General features: G+C 54.5%; 20 protein-coding genes and 1 other RNA gene. 17 read left to right on the forward strand and 4 right to left on the reverse strand.

The genetic code is table 11. The features are described from left to right. Nucleotides 1-46 precede the first annotated feature (46 nt). A complete protein-coding gene (locus tag ACNKIB_RS01945; protein ID WP_417908858.1) occupies nt 47-175 on the forward strand; it encodes a hypothetical protein in 129 nt (42 codons plus the stop codon). Next, nucleotides 172-1,800, forward strand: coding sequence for a fatty acid CoA ligase family protein (locus ACNKIB_RS01950; protein ID WP_417908859.1), 1,629 nt, complete (start codon nt 172-174; stop codon nt 1,798-1,800). The genes ACNKIB_RS01945 and ACNKIB_RS01950 overlap by 4 nt, the downstream gene beginning before the upstream one ends. Here the strand turns inward: ACNKIB_RS01950 and ACNKIB_RS01955 are convergent. Further along, complete coding sequence (locus ACNKIB_RS01955; RefSeq protein WP_417908860.1) at nt 1,790-1,975, reverse strand: 4Fe-4S binding protein; 186 nt, start codon at nt 1,973-1,975, stop codon at nt 1,790-1,792. The two genes, ACNKIB_RS01950 and ACNKIB_RS01955, sit on opposite strands and share 11 nt — an antisense overlap. A 520-nt stretch (nt 1,976-2,495) precedes the next feature. Here ACNKIB_RS01955 and ACNKIB_RS01960 point away from each other — a divergent pair. Together ACNKIB_RS01960 and ACNKIB_RS01965 are read left to right on the forward strand one after the other, a co-directional pair. Then, complete coding sequence (locus ACNKIB_RS01960; RefSeq protein WP_417908861.1) at nt 2,496-3,692, forward strand: TMEM43 family protein; 1,197 nt, start codon at nt 2,496-2,498, stop codon at nt 3,690-3,692. A 3-nt stretch (nt 3,693-3,695) separates the two neighbouring features. After that, on the forward strand, nt 3,696-4,694 hold the full coding sequence (locus tag ACNKIB_RS01965; protein ID WP_417908862.1) for an SDR family NAD(P)-dependent oxidoreductase: 999 nt from the start codon (nt 3,696-3,698) through the stop codon (nt 4,692-4,694). Between the two features lie 6 nt (nt 4,695-4,700). On the opposite strand, the gene ACNKIB_RS01970 is transcribed toward ACNKIB_RS01965, so the two are convergent. After that, nucleotides 4,701-5,843: a sensor histidine kinase gene (locus tag ACNKIB_RS01970; RefSeq protein ID WP_417908863.1), complete on the reverse strand. Its 1,143-nt coding sequence runs from the start codon at nt 5,841-5,843 to the stop codon at nt 4,701-4,703. 225 nt (nt 5,844-6,068) lie between these two features. Continuing rightward, entirely contained in the window at nt 6,069-6,233 is a 165-nt protein-coding gene (locus ACNKIB_RS01975; protein WP_417908864.1) for a hypothetical protein, read from the reverse strand. Between the two features lie 313 nt (nt 6,234-6,546). Between ACNKIB_RS01975 and ACNKIB_RS01980 the strand changes: the two genes are divergently transcribed. The 13 genes from ACNKIB_RS01980 to ACNKIB_RS02040 all read left to right on the forward strand — a co-directional run bounded on the left by ACNKIB_RS01980 (nt 6,547) and on the right by ACNKIB_RS02040 (nt 16,723). Further along, entirely contained in the window at nt 6,547-6,762 is a 216-nt protein-coding gene (locus ACNKIB_RS01980) for a hypothetical protein (RefSeq protein ID WP_417908865.1), read from the forward strand. Next, a complete protein-coding gene (locus ACNKIB_RS01985; protein ID WP_417908866.1) occupies nt 6,759-7,040 on the forward strand; it encodes a type II toxin-antitoxin system YafQ family toxin in 282 nt (93 codons plus the stop codon). The genes ACNKIB_RS01980 and ACNKIB_RS01985 overlap by 4 nt, the downstream gene beginning before the upstream one ends. A 51-nt stretch (nt 7,041-7,091) precedes the next feature. Next, the gene (cimA, locus tag ACNKIB_RS01990) at nt 7,092-8,696 is read left to right on the forward strand and encodes a citramalate synthase (protein ID WP_417908875.1); all 1,605 of its coding nucleotides are present in this window, start codon (nt 7,092-7,094) and stop codon (nt 8,694-8,696) included. 12 nt (nt 8,697-8,708) lie between these two features. Next, a complete protein-coding gene (locus tag ACNKIB_RS01995) occupies nt 8,709-8,984 on the forward strand; it encodes a GIY-YIG nuclease family protein (protein ID WP_417908876.1) in 276 nt (91 codons plus the stop codon). After that, the gene (locus tag ACNKIB_RS02000) at nt 8,963-9,454 is read left to right on the forward strand and encodes a ComEA family DNA-binding protein (protein WP_417908867.1); all 492 of its coding nucleotides are present in this window, start codon (nt 8,963-8,965) and stop codon (nt 9,452-9,454) included. The genes ACNKIB_RS01995 and ACNKIB_RS02000 overlap by 22 nt, the downstream gene beginning before the upstream one ends. After that, nucleotides 9,451-10,389, forward strand: a complete 939-nt coding sequence (miaA, locus tag ACNKIB_RS02005; protein WP_417908868.1) for a tRNA (adenosine(37)-N6)-dimethylallyltransferase MiaA — start codon at nt 9,451-9,453, stop codon at nt 10,387-10,389. The genes ACNKIB_RS02000 and miaA overlap by 4 nt, the downstream gene beginning before the upstream one ends. A gap of 171 nt (nt 10,390-10,560) precedes the next feature. Further along, nucleotides 10,561-12,297, forward strand: coding sequence for a single-stranded-DNA-specific exonuclease RecJ (gene recJ, locus ACNKIB_RS02010; RefSeq protein WP_417908869.1), 1,737 nt, complete (start codon nt 10,561-10,563; stop codon nt 12,295-12,297). A 226-nt stretch (nt 12,298-12,523) separates the two neighbouring features. Continuing rightward, nucleotides 12,524-12,973, forward strand: a complete 450-nt coding sequence (gene smpB, locus ACNKIB_RS02015; RefSeq protein ID WP_417908877.1) for an SsrA-binding protein SmpB — start codon at nt 12,524-12,526, stop codon at nt 12,971-12,973. A 1-nt stretch (nt 12,974) separates the two neighbouring features. Then, nucleotides 12,975-13,331, forward strand: a transfer-messenger RNA (tmRNA) gene (gene ssrA, locus ACNKIB_RS02020). A gap of 80 nt (nt 13,332-13,411) precedes the next feature. After that, nucleotides 13,412-14,020, forward strand: a complete 609-nt coding sequence (locus ACNKIB_RS02025) for a methyltransferase family protein (protein WP_417908870.1) — start codon at nt 13,412-13,414, stop codon at nt 14,018-14,020. Between the two features lie 87 nt (nt 14,021-14,107). After that, complete coding sequence (locus ACNKIB_RS02030) at nt 14,108-15,289, forward strand: ABC transporter substrate-binding protein (protein WP_417908871.1); 1,182 nt, start codon at nt 14,108-14,110, stop codon at nt 15,287-15,289. A 134-nt stretch (nt 15,290-15,423) separates the two neighbouring features. Further along, nucleotides 15,424-15,960, forward strand: a complete 537-nt coding sequence (locus tag ACNKIB_RS02035; RefSeq protein WP_417908872.1) for a hypothetical protein — start codon at nt 15,424-15,426, stop codon at nt 15,958-15,960. 223 nt (nt 15,961-16,183) lie between these two features. Then, nucleotides 16,184-16,723 carry a hypothetical protein gene (locus tag ACNKIB_RS02040; RefSeq protein ID WP_417908873.1) on the forward strand — a complete coding sequence of 180 codons (540 nt, stop codon included), beginning with the start codon at nt 16,184-16,186 and terminating at the stop codon, nt 16,721-16,723. A gap of 131 nt (nt 16,724-16,854) precedes the next feature. On the opposite strand, the gene ACNKIB_RS02045 is transcribed toward ACNKIB_RS02040, so the two are convergent. After that, nucleotides 16,855-17,010, reverse strand: a complete 156-nt coding sequence (locus ACNKIB_RS02045; protein WP_417908874.1) for a hypothetical protein — start codon at nt 17,008-17,010, stop codon at nt 16,855-16,857. Nucleotides 17,011-17,208 lie beyond the last annotated feature (198 nt).

The following is a 17,208-nucleotide window of genomic DNA, read 5'->3' on the forward strand; positions in this document are numbered from 1 at the left end:
GATGCGGTTAAATTGCTAGGAATCAAAGGGGGCTACAGGAGGCTGCGTGAAAGTCACCATTGACTTGAACAAGCTGCTTGCCGAAGGTAAGATCAGCCAGGAAGAGTACCACCGCTTTTGCCCTTGGCTTTACTTTGAGCTGGCGGATGTTGAGAACACCAGACTTCTTTCATGAGTAACTGCAACATCGGCGCAGCCCTCCAGAACGTTGCCGCAGAACGAGGCGATGCCTTGGCACTGGTTACGGGCCAAGGCGGCAGATATCAGCAATGGAGCTTCCGCGAGCTGCTGGCTGCCAGTAAGGGACACGCGCAGGCCTTGCAAGCACAAGGTGTGCAGCGGGGTGACAGGGTTATGCTGATGGTGCGACCTTCCTTGGCCTTTATCAGCCTGAGCTTTGCCCTGTTCCAGCTTGGTGCCGTAGTGATCTTGATCGATCCAGGCATGGGTTACAAGAACCTGCTTCGTTGTATCGGTACAGTCAAGCCCGATATACTGCTTGCCATTCCCCAGGTGCAGCTTTTCGCTCGCCTGTTTAACAAGCCTTTTGCCACAGTGCGCCATCGCATCTGCGTTGGCCCTTCCTTTGGCGGCCTGCTCGGCCTCAGTCTCGCTTCGGTCAGCCCCGACGCAGAGTTCACCGCTGTAACTACAGCTGAGGACGAGCTGGCCGCTTTTATCTTTACCACTGGCTCGACTGGCCCTCCCAAAGGGGTGCAGTATACGCATGGCATCTTCTTTCATCAGCTCAAGCTGATCCGTGACTACTACGGTATCGGCCCTGGTGATGTGGATCAGCCGGGCTTCCCCCTGTTTGGCCTCTTTACTATTGCCTTAGGTGCTGCTGCTGTGATTCCAGACATGGATCCCACCCGGCCTGCCCAGGTTAATCCAGCCAAATTCATCCGCTCTATCCAAGACTGGCAAGTAACCTATTCCTTTGGTTCGCCAGCTATTTGGAATGTAGTGAGCCGTTACTGCCTTGAGCACGGCATTACCTTACCCGTGCGCAAGATCTTAATGGCTGGTGCGCCAGTGCCAGGCAGTTTGATTGAACGGGTGCAGCAGATCATGCCGCCTGGCGGCACTATCTACACCCCCTATGGCGCAACAGAGAGTCTGCCTTCAGCGTCCATCACTGGCCAGGAGATCCTCAGCGAGACCTGGGCGCAAACCCGTAAAGGGAAAGGCACCTGCGTGGGCGATCCCTTGCCTGGCATGAAGATCCAGATTATCAAACCGGTTGCTGGCCCATTAAAGGCGTGGTCTGAAGTAGAAATACTGCCCAGCAACAGCATTGGGGAGATTGTCGTGCAAGGCCCGGTGGTGACACGGGCCTATGAGGGCAATGAGGCTGAGACCAAGCTGGCAAAAATCCCGGATGAAGACGGCTTCTGGCATCGGATGGGGGATGTAGGCTATCAAGATAAACAGGGCAGGCTCTGGTTCTGTGGTCGGAAAGCGCATCGTGTCCTCACAGCCCATGGGCCGATGCACACAATCTGCTGCGAGGCGATCTTTAATGAGCATCCGGCGGTGTTCCGTTCGGCTTTAGTCGGTATTGGCAAAGCTGGGAGCCAGCAACCTGTGCTGCTTGTCGAGCTGAAGGAGAAGAGCGCAAATGAGCAGCAACTCTTTGCTGAGTTGAGACAGCTAGCCTTAGCCAATCCGCTCACTGCCACGATTGATACCTTTCTCATTCATCCTGCTTTCCCAGTGGATATTCGGCACAATGCCAAAATCTTCCGAGAGAAGCTGGCGGTCTGGGCAGAAGAGAGGCTGAAGCGTGCTAGCGTTTAACAATACTGATCGCATCTTCTGGGCACATATTCAGGCAGGTTCCGCATTCTTTGCAGTGTTCTGTATAGATATGAAAGGGCCTGCCGTCAACCAGCTCCAGCACCCCAGCCGGACAGACTTCGATGCACTCCAGGCAATTGTTGCATTTCTTCCTGTCGATTTTTATTTCCAGCATATTGTCACTCTCCTGAGTTTACATGCAAACGCATAGGTTCTGTAGCAGGTCAGCCCCCGCAGTAAGTACTGATAGTTGCCTAGTATTATACACCATGTCGTGTAAACGACAATGGCGCAAGATTGATTGAGCCTCTATGCTGGACATTACCCTGGCAAACAGCGATAGTAGCGGCTATGGAGTTCAGTGTACATGCAGCCATGTTCTCGTGAGATGATGCCTGCATACTCAAACAAAACATGCCTGCATACTTTTATAAAGTATGCGTACATGGTTTCATAAAGTATGGAGGCATACTTTTTTCAGGTATGCCTCGATGTTTCTATAAAGTATGCCTGCATGGTTTCTAAAAGCTGCGGGTGTAGGTTGTTCAAGGGAAAACTCGCCGGAAAAATCCGTCTATGTCCATAGATGCGGAACGACTATGGACATGGATGAACCTGCTACATAGAACGCGGTGCCGTCTGGCCGGCAGTAAGAAAATATCAAACAAATCACTCTTCATTAATAGAGGTGCATTATGTCAGAAGACAGCTATACTGAAGTCACGCATAAATCATGGTTCAGCCGGATTGGCGGAGCCTTCAAAGGGATCATCTTTGGCTTTGTCCTGTTCATTGCCGCCTTTCCGCTCCTGTTCTGGAACGAAGGCCGCGCAGTGAAGACCTACAAAACCTTGAAGGAAGGCAGCGGTGCAGTGGTTTCCGTGTCTGCGGACAAGGTTGATCCGGTCAACGAAGGCAAGCTCATCCATCTGAGTGGCAAGGCTGTGACCGAGGCCTTGCTTACCGACCCGATCTTCGGCGTATCCTCAGCCAATGCTCTCAAGTTGCAGCGGCAAGTGGAGATGTATCAGTGGCATGAAAGCTCAAAGAGCGAGACCAAGAAGAAACTTGGCGGCGGCGAAGAAACAGTAACGACCTATTCATACAGCACGAACTGGTCTAATCATGCTATCAGTTCCTCCAGCTTCAAGAAGTCAGCTGGGCATGAGAATCCTGACTCCATGCCCTATGAATCCGAAGAGCTAGTTGCCGATAAAGTCACGCTCGGAGCCTTCACGCTCTCGCCCTCATTGGTCAGTAGGATCAGCGGCTCGCAGGCTTTGCCGGTTAACAGCGATATCCCTCTGCCCAAAGAACTAGAAGGCAAGGCAAAGCGGCACGCAGGTGGCTTCTATATTGGGGCTAATCCCGTCTCACCGCAAGTGGGAGACGTGCGGATCACGTTTAAGACGGTACCAGCGCAGGATATCAGTGTAGTTGCCCAGCAGACAGGCGGCAGTTTTGTGCCCTATCAGGCCTCAACCGGCGAAAACATCGAACTCCTTCAGGCAGGCATTGTTACCGCTGATGCCATGTTCAAAAAGGCGCAGAGCGACAACGCCCTTTTCACGTGGATACTCCGCGCAGTGGGCTTTGTCCTCATGTTTGCTGGCCTAGGTATGATCTTCAAGGTACTCTCTGTGCTGGCTGATGTCTTGCCTTTCTTGGGCAACGTGGTTGGCGCAGGTACAGGTATTATTGCTTTCCTGATTGCCGCAGTGCTCTCGCTTATCACCATTGCAGTGGCCTGGGTTGTCTATCGGCCCTTACTAGGTATTGCCCTGCTGGCTGTTGCGGTCGGTCTGATCGTGCTGGTTAAGGGCAAGCTCGGCGCAGCGAAACAGCAACAGGCAGCAGCCATGCCTCCTTCTCCCCCACCACTACCCGCCTAAATCATGCGCAAGGTACTCGTTACAGGTGGCGGCGGATTCATTGGCCTGGCCTTGGTGCGGGAGCTATGTCGCCAGGGTCGGGAAGTCCGCGTTCTCGGTAGAAATCACTATCCTGCGGCTGTAGCTGTAGGCGCAATCTGTGTACAGGGTGATATCCGCGATGCGGACGCGGTCAGCAAAGCAGTAGCTGGCTGTACAACGGTCTTTCATGTGGCAGCCAAGGCTGGTATCTGGGGGCCATTGGCGGAGTATCATTCTATCAACGTGCTGGGTACCCGCAATGTCCTTGCTGCCTGCGCTGCCCAGTCTGTGCCGCACTTAGTCTATACCTCAACGCCCTCAGTGGTCTTTGACGGCCATGATCTGGAAGGGGTAGATGAAACCGCGCCCTATGCTACTAAGCCGCTCTGTCATTACGCCGCCACCAAGATCGTTGCGGAACAAGAAGTCCTGCGGGCGAACAGTGAACAGCTGCGTACCGCTGCCATTCGCCCGCACTTGGTCTGGGGGCCAGGCGATACCAACCTCCTCCCAAGGTTGTTGGCGCGAGGCCAGGAACGCAGCTTGCGGATTGTTGGGAATGGCACGAACCGGGTGGATATTGCCTATATAGATAACGTGGTTTATACCCATCTGCTGGCAGAAGAGAACCTGAGCAGCAGCGGCACAGCAGCGGGTAAAGCCTTCTTCATCGGCCAGCAAGAGCCAGTGCAGCTCTGGCCGTGGATCAATGACCTCTTTACCCGGCTGGACGTACCGCCAGTAAAGAAGAAAATCAGCCTAGGGAACGCCAAGGCCGCAGGTTGGTTCTTGGAGAAGCTCCATACTTTCTTACGCATTCAGCGAGAGCCAAAGATGACCCGCTTTCTGGCGGAACAATTGGCCCTGTCGCACTGGTTCAGCAAGAAGCAGGCCGAAACCCTGCTCGGCTACCAGGAGCGTGTCTCAACTGAGCAGGGTGTAGAGCGGGTGGTCTATTGGCTCCAACGGAAAATCCTGTAAACCTGCTCAGACAGTCCCAAGAGGCAGCGCAAAGCGAAACACTGTCCCTTCCTGGGTGGAGCTGGTAAAGCTCACTGCTCCGCCCAGAAGTTTTTCCCCGAGCAGTTTCATCGAATAGGCGCCGATCCCTCTGCCTTCCCCGCCTTTGGTACTGAAGTGCAGTTGAAAGATCCGCCGCGCTGTGTCGGTAGGAATGACCTGGGCATTCCACACCCGAAAGACTAACTCTCCATTTTCCTGTTCAAGCCAGACCTTCACTCCAGCATTTGGGTCGGCATCCGTGCAACAGGCTTCGAGGGCATTGGTGATCATATTGCAAACTACCCGCAGCAGCAGCGAGAGATCTGTGCGAATGCTTGTTGCTGGGGCTTGTTCGGGAAAATACATCTCTTTCTGGTAGGCTACTGTATAACTCGCGAAAAACGAGCGCAGTTCCTCCAGGATTTCCTGGGCAGATACCTCTTTCAGGGTTAATTCAGGCAGGGCAGCCGTGGATTGCTCGATCAGATAGCGATGCACAGCCACTTCTTTGGCCAAACGCATCGAGGTACGCTGGACCATTTCCGCCAGCTGGGTATGTTCATCCTGAACCATCAACTCGGCTGCGCCAGCAAGCAGGCCGAGCATACTATTCATATCATGAAAAAAGGTTCTTTCTAAGGCTGCCCGCTGTTGCTGGCGGGTAACATCCTGGACAAAGAGCAGCAGAAAGCGTTTTTCCTCCATGTGAATGGGCCGAGATTTCACCAGCAGGGCTGCATCTACCGTTTTACCGTCTTTGAGGGCAGAGAACGCGCAGAGACGTTCCTCAGGTTCGTCCTGTTTCAGGCTAGAAACAATCGCAATGGCTGCGCCACAGGTTGAGCAGTACTTTGAGGTGCCACAACCGCCTGGCTCTTTGTGGGCATGAAGACAGTGCAGGGCTTCACCTGGCCGCAGACCAAGTACATGCGCTGGATGGTCAACGCCGAGCATCTGGAGAAACTCATCATTCAAGGCCACCAGCTGCCGATGTTCATCAAGCACAGCCAGCATCCCGCCCACAGAGGAGAGCAGGCCGCAGATAACGGGATTTCTCCCGGCAAAATCAATTTCAGCGGCGAGCGTTTCCTCGTCGGTTCGTTCTGGAGAGGCAAAATAGGAGTGCATGGCTACGGTGCAGGGCTTGTGAAGAAAAAAAAGCAGTGTCCATTTATTTAGTTGTACCTGTTTTCCGCCGCAAAATGCAAATCATTCCTTTTCGGCCAGTAGCTCGGCAAGATTGCCTTTCAACAAGGGGATTCTGGGTGAAGAGCAGAGAAAGCGTGCCTGCGGGCAAAGGAGTTCTGCTTGGCAACAAAGGAGTTATAGTCGGCAGGAAAGGAGTCTGGCTTACTATAACTCCTTTCCGGCTCGGCCAAACTCCTTTCTTGCTCGGCAGCAAAGGAGTTTGGCTTGGCAACAAAGGAGTTGTAGTCGGCAGGAAAGAAGTTTGGCCGAGCCGGAAAGGAGTTCTGCCGAGTTGCAAAGGAGTGCAAACAGGTTGGGCAGGAGCAGCACCTACTGTTTTTCCCGCAGCTTGGCGCGAATTTCTTTCAATACCTGGCGGAATACGTGCGAACAAGGCTTTGAGCGGAGTATCGAGGGTGGCGCGAAAGCAGGATCGAAATTCAGCGGCAAAGACAGGAGTCCAGCCTTCAGCCGAATTTTGCTTGTCACCGCAGAAAGCCAGGGTTATTCTGATGACTGCCTGTATTTGCCGGGCACAACATGGGTGAAAAGAAAACAGGGCGGAAGTCTGTCGGCACCGTTCAGCTGGTCATCGCCGCCTGATGTTTTTGCAAGGAGAAAAGCTGACTGGAGAGTGCATACCATGAACCACGCCGTTTCGTTTAACGAAGTCTTGGAAGCCGCTGATCATCTGTCTTTGGATGAACAGGAGTCGCTGATTGATTTGATCCGCCGTCGTATCGCGAATCGCCGACGGCAGGAGATTGCTGCCCTTGTTTCATCCGCCCGAGAAGAGTACAAGGCAGGTGGACTGCATCCAGAATCTCCAGATGAGATCATGCAGTCACTCCTGTCATGAAAAGACTGCTGCTGAAGTCGAGCGCATTTGTGCGAAGTGCGAAGCGGACAGTGCGGAGGAATCCGCAACTTGCAGAAGTTCTCCGCGCAGTTCTTGAGCTGCTTGCAGAAGATGCTTTTCATCCTTCCCTAAAAACCCACAAACTCCAAGGCAACCTTGAAGGCTCATGGTCATGCAGTGCTGCCTATGATTTGCGGATCGTCTTCTCCTTTGTGCAGGATTCAGGGGCAGAGGCGATTTTGCTGGAAGCAGTCGGCACCCATGATGAGGTTTATTGAGCAAACAGCAGGTTATCAGCATTGCATATAAAGGAATACAACATGAATACCATGAATCAGCTTATCGAGTTTTACGACACCACCTTGCGAGACGGCACCCAAGCCGAGAACTTCAACCTCTCCGTTGATGATAAGATCAGAATCACCCAGCAGTTAGACAAGCTCGGCATTGACTTTATTGAGGGCGGCTGGCCTGGTTCTAATCCGCTGGCCGTAGAGTATTTCGAGAAGATGAAGGCTGTGGAATTAAAGCACGCCCGGCTGGCTGCTTTTGGGGCGACCCGGCATTTCCAGAATCCGCCTGACAAAGACCCGAACCTGAAAGCCCTGATTGCCGCGCAAACCCCGGCCATCACCATCTTCGGCAAGAGCTGGGATATCCATGTGCATGAGGCTCTGCGGATCGAGCTGGAGGATAATCTGCAAATTATCGAGGACTCGCTGGCCTTTTTACGCCCGCAGGTCAAGCACCTGATCTACGATGCCGAGCATTTCTTTGATGGCTTTAAGAATAACCGGGAATATTGCCTGGCAACCTTAGGTAAGGCGATCAGCGGTGGTGCCGAAACCCTGGCCCTTTGCGATACCAATGGCGGCACACTGCCGCACGAGATTCCAGCGATCATCGAGCGGGTGAAGCAGTTCCTCCAGGAACAGGGGAGTACGGTCAAGATCGGCATTCATCCCCACAACGACTCTGAAACAGGCGTGGCCAATGCCCTGATCGGAGTCTCGCTCGGTGTGCGCCAAGTGCAGGGCACGATCAACGGCTACGGCGAGCGCTGCGGCAATGCTAATTTGACCTCGATCATCCCGGCAGTAGTATTCAAGATGGGCCTAGAAGCCGAGGTGGGCAAGAATATCGATAAACTCTACACGACATCCCGCTTTGTCAATGAGCTGGCCAATCTGCCCCACAATCGCTACCAACCTTATGTGGGCGAGTCTGCTTTTGCCCACAAGGGCGGCATTCATGTCAGCGCAGTGCAGCGTAATCCCCGCACGTATGAGCATATTGAGCCAGAGAAGGTGGGCAATGTTCGCCGTATTCTCATCTCTGACCAGGCGGGCAAATCAAACGTCCTGCATAAGGCGGTTAAGTACGGCCTGAACCTGAAGCCCGACGACCCAGCTATGAGCACGATCATCCGCGAGCTGAAGGAGCTGGAGAACCAGGGCTTTCAGTATGAGGGCGCAGAGGCCAGCTTTGAGCTGCTCATGCGGCGGGCAATGGGTATCGAGCAGCAGTTCTTTACGCTGGAGAGCTTCCGGGTGATGAACAGCAAGCGGATTATGGACACCTCCTCGCTCACTGAAGCCACCATTCGGCTGACCGTGGATGGCCAGGAAGAGCACACTGCCTCCCTCGGTGACGGCCCGGTCAATGCCTTGGATAAGGCCATGCGGAAGGCATTGCTCCGCTTCTATCCGCGCCTTGAAGAGATGGAGCTGATTGACTACAAGGTGCGCGTTCTCTCAGGCGAACACGGCACTGGGGCCAAGGTGCGCGTGCTGGTGGAAAGTAGAGACGCAGAGAGCCAGTGGGGAACTGTGGGCGTGTCCTTCAACATCATTGAGGCGAGCTGGCAAGCCTTGGAAGATGCGGTCAACTATAAGCTGATGAAGGATGGGAGGGGAGGGGGAGAGGCTGATTAATGAATGGCACAGATGAAGGTCATTTACAAGATAACATATCCGAACGGCAAGATATATATCGGTAAAGATCTTACAAACAGTATCAATTACTTTGGTAGTGCAAGCAGCGAGCTTATCTCTCGTGACTTCACGCGAGAAGATCGTCTTGATTTCACAATAAGAAAGGAGATACTGTTCGAGTCGGAAGATATCAAAGAAATCAACCAAAAAGAGGTTGAACTGATTCGAGAATACAGATCGAATGATCCGCAAATAGGTTATAACCGGTGGCCAAGGTTCAAAGGCTGAGTGCTAAAAAGGAGTTAGCCGTGAAGCAAGGGCAAGATCATCGCCTGCTCGTCCTCCTCTTCTTCGCTGCCCTGATTCTCGCCGCAGGCTGGCATACTCCTGCGCTGGATACGCAACCTAGTGCATATTCTTTGGTAGCTGGTCGGCTCATCCGCAACAAGGACAGCAGCGCAGGCCAGGGCATCCAGCTTGCCGCCGAAATGCCCTGCGCCGATATACCACCAGAGCTGGCCGCTTTCTTCAACCTGTCGCTGCCAGTGAACCGGGCTGATCAGGCCGCCCTGATGCGGCTGCCTGGCATTGGCCCTAAACTGGCGGAGAGCATCATCACATACCGGAAAGAGCAGGGCGGCATCGCTGGGCCGGATGACCTCCTCAAGGTCAAAGGCATTGGCCCGAAACGCTCTGCCCGCCTGCTGCCGCTCCTTTGTTTCGACAACGCGCAGTCAAGTTTCAACAACGCGCAGTGAAATCTATCGATTGCCCCGTCATTGTCTTGGTCGGCCCAACCGCAGTAGGCAAGACCGAGCTGTCCTTCCGGCTGGCCGAGCGGTTCGGCTGCGAGATCGTCAGTATGGACTCCATGCAGGTGTATCGCGGCATGGACATCGGCACGGCCAAGCCCAGCCTGCAAGAGCGAGCGCAGCTTCCTCATCATCTCATCGACATTGCCGAGCCGGACGAGCAGTATGACGCGGCCCGCTTTGTCCGCGATGCCTTAGCTGCCTTTGAGGACATTGCCGCCCGTGGTAAGACCGCACTGCTGACCGGCGGCACTGGCCTGTATCTGAAGGCTTTGCTGGAGGGCCTGTTTGCTGCTTTGCCAACCAACCCAGAACTTCGCGAGCAACTCCGCCAACGCCTGGAACAGGAGGGCAGGGCGGCACTGCACGCCGAATTATGTCAGATTGATCCGGTAGCTGGGGCGCGGATTCATCCCAACGACACCCAACGGCTTCTGCGCGGCCTGGAGATCTTTCACACTTCGGGCAGGACGTGGACAGAGCTGATCGAGGAGCAGAAGCGGGCAGGGCAGGGGACGGCAGTGTTCAGCCGGGCATATCTCGCTGGCCTGCATTGCCCTAAGGAGGAGCTGCGCGAGCGGATTGCTCGGCGGTCGCTGACAATGCTTGACGGCGGTCTGATTGAGGAAGTGGAGCAGTTGCGGCAAATGGGTTACGAGCCGGAGCTACCGTCCATGCAGGCCATAGGCTACCGACATGTCAACATATTCCTTGCCGGGGAATGGACGCAGGCGGAGCTAGCCGAACAGCTCATCCTCGACACCCGCCGTTATGCCAAGCGACAGATGACGTGGTTTAATGCCAACACGGGGCTGCGCTGGTTTCATCGCAATGAGTATGCGCTAATGGCAGGCGAGATAGCTCAGAAACTGCTCCTATAAGAGCAGGGTGGTGTGTACCAGCATGGTGACTCCTGGCGTACCAGCATGGTGACTCCCGGCGTACCAGCATGGTGACTCCCGGCGTACCAGCATGGTGACTCCCGGCGTATCAGCATGGTGGTACGCTTTTCTTGCGCAAGAGGTCAAATGTTTTTGAAGGAGACATCCAACTTGATTCTGCCCCTTGACTTGGAAAAGGCCGAAGCCGCTTGCTGTCAACAGTTGGCCGCTGATCTGCAACTACCGACCGTCATTACGGAAATCCTTTTCCGACGCGGCTTCACCTCAGCTGAGACTGCCCAACGGTTCCTCCAGCCGCAACTTGCTGACCTGCCTGCGCCCAGCGCGATGAAGGGGCTGGACACAGCGGCAGAGCTGCTCGCCGAGGCCGTTGTTCAGCGGCGGCAGATCGTCATTCATGGCGACTACGATGTGGACGGCATCACCGCCACCGTGCTGCTCGCTGATTTTCTGCGTAAAACCGGCCTTGAGCCGATCTGCCATCTCCCCAACCGCCTGACCGACGAGTACGGCCTGACCATGAAATCCGTGGCTGTGCTGGCCGCGCAGGTGGTCATGCCCGCGCTGCTGATCACGGTGGACTGCGGCATCTCCACGCCGGAGGAGGTGCGCTACGCCAAGGACTTAGGCTTCACGGTCATCATCACCGACCACCACGAGCCGCCTGCTGATGCGGCGGATTTCCCCTTGGCTGACGCGGTGGTGAATCCCAGGCAGGCGGGCTGCGCCTTTGCTGGTGGCGAGCTGGCAGGCGTTGGGGTGGCCTTTTTCTTGCTCGTGGCCCTGCGGAGAAAGCTGGTTGAAAAAGGCTGGTGGACGCAAGACAAGATGCCTAATCTGCGTGATTCGCTCGATCTTGCCGCCTTGGGCACCATTGCTGACGTGATGCCGCTGACCGGGGTGAACCGAATTCTTGTCCGCGCTGGGCTAGAGGTCATCAGCGGACGCGGCAGGCCGGGCATCGCCGCGCTCTGCGAGCGGGCATTGCTGCGGGAAGACAGTGTTTCTGCGGAGAATGTGGCCTATCAGCTGGGGCCGCGCATCAACGCCGCTGGACGGCTGGGCAATCCGCAGCTGGCCGCTGATCTGCTGCTGACGCAGGACATGGGCGCGGCAGCGGCTCTGGCGGAGGAGCTGGAGGCGGCCAATATCCTCCGCCGCGAGCTGGAAGCCGAGGTGCTGGAAGCGGCACTTCATCAGGCGGAACAGCAGGTTGCGGCAGGGCAGGGGAGTCTTGTCCTGCAAGGCCAGGACTGGCACCCCGGCGTGATCGGCATCATCGCCTCCCGGATGATAGACCGCTTTCATCTGCCTTCCTTGGTCTTCACCGGCGACAGCGGTCAGAAAGGAATGCTCAAGGGGTCAGGCAGATCTGTGCGGGGCCTGAACCTGCATCAGGCGCTGGAGCAGTGCCGGGCGTGGATCGTCCATTTCGGCGGCCACGCAATGGCGGCTGGCCTGACTGTGCGGCATGAGGATTTAGCTCAGTTTCGCGCTGCCTTTGCCGAGGCCATCCGCGCCTTGGGCGGCGGTCTGCCCAAGGCAGGCATCACCATTGACGCGGTGTTAGACGAGCAGACGGATTTCCGCGAGCTGGCCCGCAGTCTGCGGCTGCTGGAGCCGTTCGGCCAAGGCAACCCGGAGCCGGTTTTCCTCCTGCGGAACATCCGCCTGCGCGAGGTCAGCGCGCTGCGCGAACATCTGCGCTTTGCCGTACCGCTCAACGGCGGCTTGGTCAAGGGCATCGGCTTTTTCATGGCCGCTCAGTTTGAGGCGGCGGCAGCAGAAGGGGCGGTGGACTTGGCCTTCCGGCTGAAGGAGAGCAGCTTCCGGGGTGTGAGCCGGGTGGAGGTTCATGCGGTGGCCATGCTTGATTGCAAGAAGTAACGTCCTGACGCTTGAAATCAGCTGCTACAATGGCAGCAAAAATCCTTTAAGCCCCCGAAAAAAGCGCGAGGCGGTTGAGTTTAGCCATCTACCCAGTGCGTTGAAACCAGTTGACTTAGGTTTCAAAAATGGTATTGTGCAACTGGTGCATTGTGTCACGAAAAAGCAGCTTGCTCAATCCCAATTGAATTTCCTCGTTTTCAACGACGTAGTTACGCATCAGTTCATGAAAATAGTCTGCAATAACAAAAAAGCCTTCCATGAGTATCATATCGATAAAACGATGGAGGCGGGAATTGTCCTGAACGGGCCGGAAGTTAAATCGCTACGGGCTGGGCGAGCTAATCTTAAAGATGGCTACGCTGCTGTTAAAAACGGCGAACTCTATCTATATAATATGCACATTTCGCCCTACGCTTTCTGCACCCATTCTGCTGCGGATCCCCTGCGGGTGCGGAAGCTGTTGCTGCACCGCCAGGAAATCCGCAAGCTGATTGGCAAGCTGAATGAAAAAGGAGTTGCACTTATCCCGCTTAAGCTATATTTTATAGACAATGGTAAGGCCAAAGTGGAACTGGGCCTTGCCCGTGGCAAGAAACTTTACGACAAGCGGGAAGCACTGAAAGAACAGCAGTCAACCCGTGAAATGCAGCGAATGCTGCGGCATAAAGAATAATGGGGGTGAAACGGATTCGACGGGGATATACAAGCTCATCGTTGCATGCCGAGCCTTCTGTCAGCTCGTAAAAACGGCGGAACTTAAATATAATCGCAGACGATTATAACTACGCATTAGCAGCTTAGTCTGCTGTGCCGCTTTCCTGATCCGCGCCCGTAAGGTCAGAGCAAAGCGTCGACTCTTCGGGCTGGTTATCGGGAGTATCTGTGGCCCCTTGACGAGATCAAGCAGATCGGCTTTCAGCAATCCTCTGTTCCGGGTGAGAGCTGAAGGCGGGATTTAACCTGGAACTAAGCATGTAGAGGCGAGAGGGGAGTATTTTCGGACCCGGGTTCAACTCCCGGCACCTCCACCAAGTGAATCCTCAATTAAAGCCGCTGCCCTGGATTTTCCCAGAGTAGCGGCTTTCTTCTTTTGCGCAATGGCGACGAGTTAATGCCGCACTCTGTTCTTCTGCTCCTCTGGCTCTGCTGGTGCATCTGCCACAGCCTGCTGATTTCTACCCCGGTCAATGACTGGCTCCAGCGGCAAAGCGGCTTTGTACGCGGCGCACATCGGTTGGCCTACTCGCTGTTCTCTGTCCTCACCCTACTTCCGTTGCTTTGGTATCAATACCACCTACCGCAAGAGGTGGTGTTTTCTTGGTCAGGCTGGCTGCGTATTCCGCAGGTGGCCTTGTTGCTCTATGCCTTGATCATGCTGATCGGCGGCATCCAGGTCTATGATCTCAGCTACCTAGTTGGTATCAGGCAATGGCGGAGCTGGCAGCAGGGAAAGGAAAACCCAGCCTTGCCTTTCTCCTGCAAGGGTGTGCTGCGCTATGTCCGGCATCCTTGGTACAGTGCTGGACTGCCGATTCTCTGGACTGTCGGCCCGATCACTGATGCCAATCTCCCTGCGCGGGTGATCCTCAGCCTGTATCTTGTCATCGGCACCTTCTTGGAGGAACGCAAGCTGCTGCACGAGCTGGGCGAGATCTACCGCAGGTACTGCCAGCAAGTGCCGATGCTGATTCCGTGGAAGGGTAAGGTTGATTTGGTTTAATTTCTCTTGCTCCTGCCAACACAATGTGGTAACACGCAAATAATCTATGCAGTTCTGCACCAATCCTAAAAGAGGAGATTCAACACTATGAAGAAACTGGCTGTTCTTACGGTCGCGCTGTGCGTGTCTGCCCTTTGCTGCTCTGCGCCTGCTTGGAGCTTTGGGAGAAAAACTGTCATTAAAGTGGGGATCAATGCTCCGATCACTGGTGATATCCCCAAAGTCGGTGAAGGCACTAAGTACGCCGCCGAGCTGTGGCTAGAGGACATGAACAAGGCAGGTGGCATTGAAGTTGGCGGGACAAAATACCCAGTCGAGCTGGTAATTGAGGACAGCGAGTCCAAGGCAGAATCAGCAGTCAAGGCAAGCACCAAGATGATCACGCAGGATGATGTCATGATCATCATTGGCCCGCAGGCTTCCAAAGAAGCTATTCCCGCAGGCGACGTGGCTAACAACTACGAGACCCCGATGATCACTCCGTGGTCAACTAACCCAGACACCACTGCGAATCGGCCTTATGTGTTCCGGGCCTGCTTCCTTGATCCTTTCCAAGGGCCAGTGCTGGCCAATTTCATCAGCGACGAATTCAAGTTTACCAAAGCAGCAGTGCTTTATGATGTGGCCAGTGATTACCCCAAAGGCTTGGCAGAATTTTTCAAGAAAGCCTGGGAAGGAAAGCACGGCGCAGGCTCGGTCGTAGCCTATGAGAGCTTCACCACCAAGGACACTGATTTCAGCTCGCAGCTGACCAAGATCATGCACTCTGGCGCAGAGGTACTGTTCACGCCGCAGTATTACAACGAGGTAGCACTGATCGTGCAGCAGGCTAAGGCTTTGGGCTGGAAAGGGCCAATTGTCGGCAGCGACAGCTGGGGTTCTGCTGAAACGGTGGAACTGTGCGGCAAGGCCTGCTACGGTCAGTTCTTTAGCACCCACTACGCGGCTGCTGGGGCGCAAGGAGCGACCAAGGCCTTCATTGATCGTTACAAGGCCAAATACGGCTATGTGCCAGACGATGTAGCGGCCCTGACTTGGGATGCCCTGGGATTAGCGCAGCAGGCCATTGCCTCCACCAAAGAGCTAACTGGCAAGATTAAAGACGACCGCAAGGCAGTCCGCGATGCGTTGGCTCAGATCAAAGGCTTTGACGGCATCACTGGTAAGATGACCTTCTCTGGCACAGGCGACCCAAAGAAGTGCGCGGTGATCGTCAAGATCAGTGATAAAGGTGAGTACGAGTTTTATAAGTCAGTCTGCCCAGAATAACAGCCTACCGTTGCCAGGGCAGCTCAACAACGGGCTGCCCGAACTGCACAGTCTCTAGGCCGAGACCCACAGGCAGCCAGGATTGCTGGGAGGAAACATGGCCTAAAGAAGGCCTCTTGTATCACTGGAAGAGCATGACTGCAATAAAAAAATGGATAATACTGGAGATTAAGGTGATGACCGTAGTCGGCATCATTGCTACCATAATAGCCGCCGTTTTTGTGCTTCCGAACATGGAAATATACGAATACGGAGCGAACTGCACTGCAACAGTGAATGATGTCGGTGCAATTGGCGGTGCCTTGGAAGACTATTTTGCTAATCCTGCCAACGTAACTGCAACTACTCTGTATAATCCTTATGAAGGAGGCCGTCGTCCGTTCATTCTTGTCGGTGCCGACAATACTGGTGCATACAAGAGCAACACCCTGCTCCTGTCCGCTTCCACAACGATGCCGGGTGTTGCTCAAGGCGTGCCCCGTGGTGATAACTGGGGTGGCCCCCCAGCCGCTGGGGCATTTCGAGCAGGGTCTAATTATGTGGTATATGCATGCGAAGGTGAGGGACTCTGCCCAAAGAAGATAACATCTTCGGATACTCACTGGATAAATGATCCTATTAGCCAGATACCGTGCAAAAACTCCTATTGCTGTTATTTCAAGACGTTGTAGTTACGGTGCTCGCGCATCAGCACAAAAGATGAGCAATCCGTAAAGCTCAAGTCAGTTTGCCCAGAATAACGGCTCCTCATTGCCAGGGCAGCTTAACGGGCTGCCCGGACTGCACAGTCTCTAGGCCGAGACCACAGGCAGTCAGGATTGCTGGGAGGCAACATGGCCTAAAGAAGGCCTGTATCACTGGAAGAGCATAACTACAATAAAACAGGTGGAAATCATGAAAATAAAAAAATGGATAATGCTGGTGATTAAGGTGATGATCGTAGTCGGCATCATTGCTACCATAGCCGCCGTTTTTGTGATTCCGAACATTATCATATACGAATACAAAAAGTCGTACTGCACTGCAACAGTGAGTGATGTCGGTGCAATTGGCGGTGCCTTGGAAGACTATTTTGCTAATCCTGCCAACGTAACTGCAACTACTCTGTATAATCCTCCTGGTGAAGGAGGCCATCGTCCGTTCATTCTTGTCGGTGCCGACAATACTGGTGCATACAAGAGCAACACCCTGCTCCTGTCCGCTTCCACAATGATGCCGGGTGAGGCTCCGTCCGTACCTACTGCTGCTGGCATTGGTCACGCCGCCGCTGGGGCATTTAAGAAGGGCGCTAATTATGTGGTATATGCATGCGAAGGTGCAGGAAACTGCCCAAGAAAAATATCTTGGCCGCCTCCTGGTGATACTGATACTCACTGGGTAAATGATCCTATTAGCCAGGTGCCCTCCTATTCTTGTTATTTTAGAACATTGTAATTACGGTGCTCGCGCATCAGCACAAAAGATGAGCAGCCCGTAAAACTCAAGTCAGACTGCCCTCGCTCCTTTATGCTCCTGTCAGTGCATCAAAGTTCTTTACCGTCAGCGTCAGCGCGGTTACTGCCGAGTCAGGAAAGCCGCTGCAAGGTGAGCGGCCCATTTGCCATGACCGTCACTGCTGGGCCTACTTTACCGCCTTCGGTCATGTCGAGCAGGCTAAAGCGCAGATGTCCCACGTGCGCATCCAGCACCACCTGAATCCGTAGCCTTTCGTCCGCACTCACTGTGCCGCCGCCGGTCACGGTGACAAGAGCACTGTCCGCACTGCCAGTTAGAATGCCGGTTGACCTGTCTTCGCAATAGCGGACACGTTTTATTCCCTAAGTAGCCCTTTTGAAGAAGAGCGGCTCGTAGTTGTCCGGCGACTGATAACTGATCGCCGAATGCCGCCGTTGGCGGTTGTAAAAGCCTTCGATGTACCA

The sequence above is a fragment of the Candidatus Electronema sp. PJ genome, assembly GCF_048287395.1.
Lineage (GTDB): Bacteria > Desulfobacterota > Desulfobulbia > Desulfobulbales > Desulfobulbaceae > Electronema.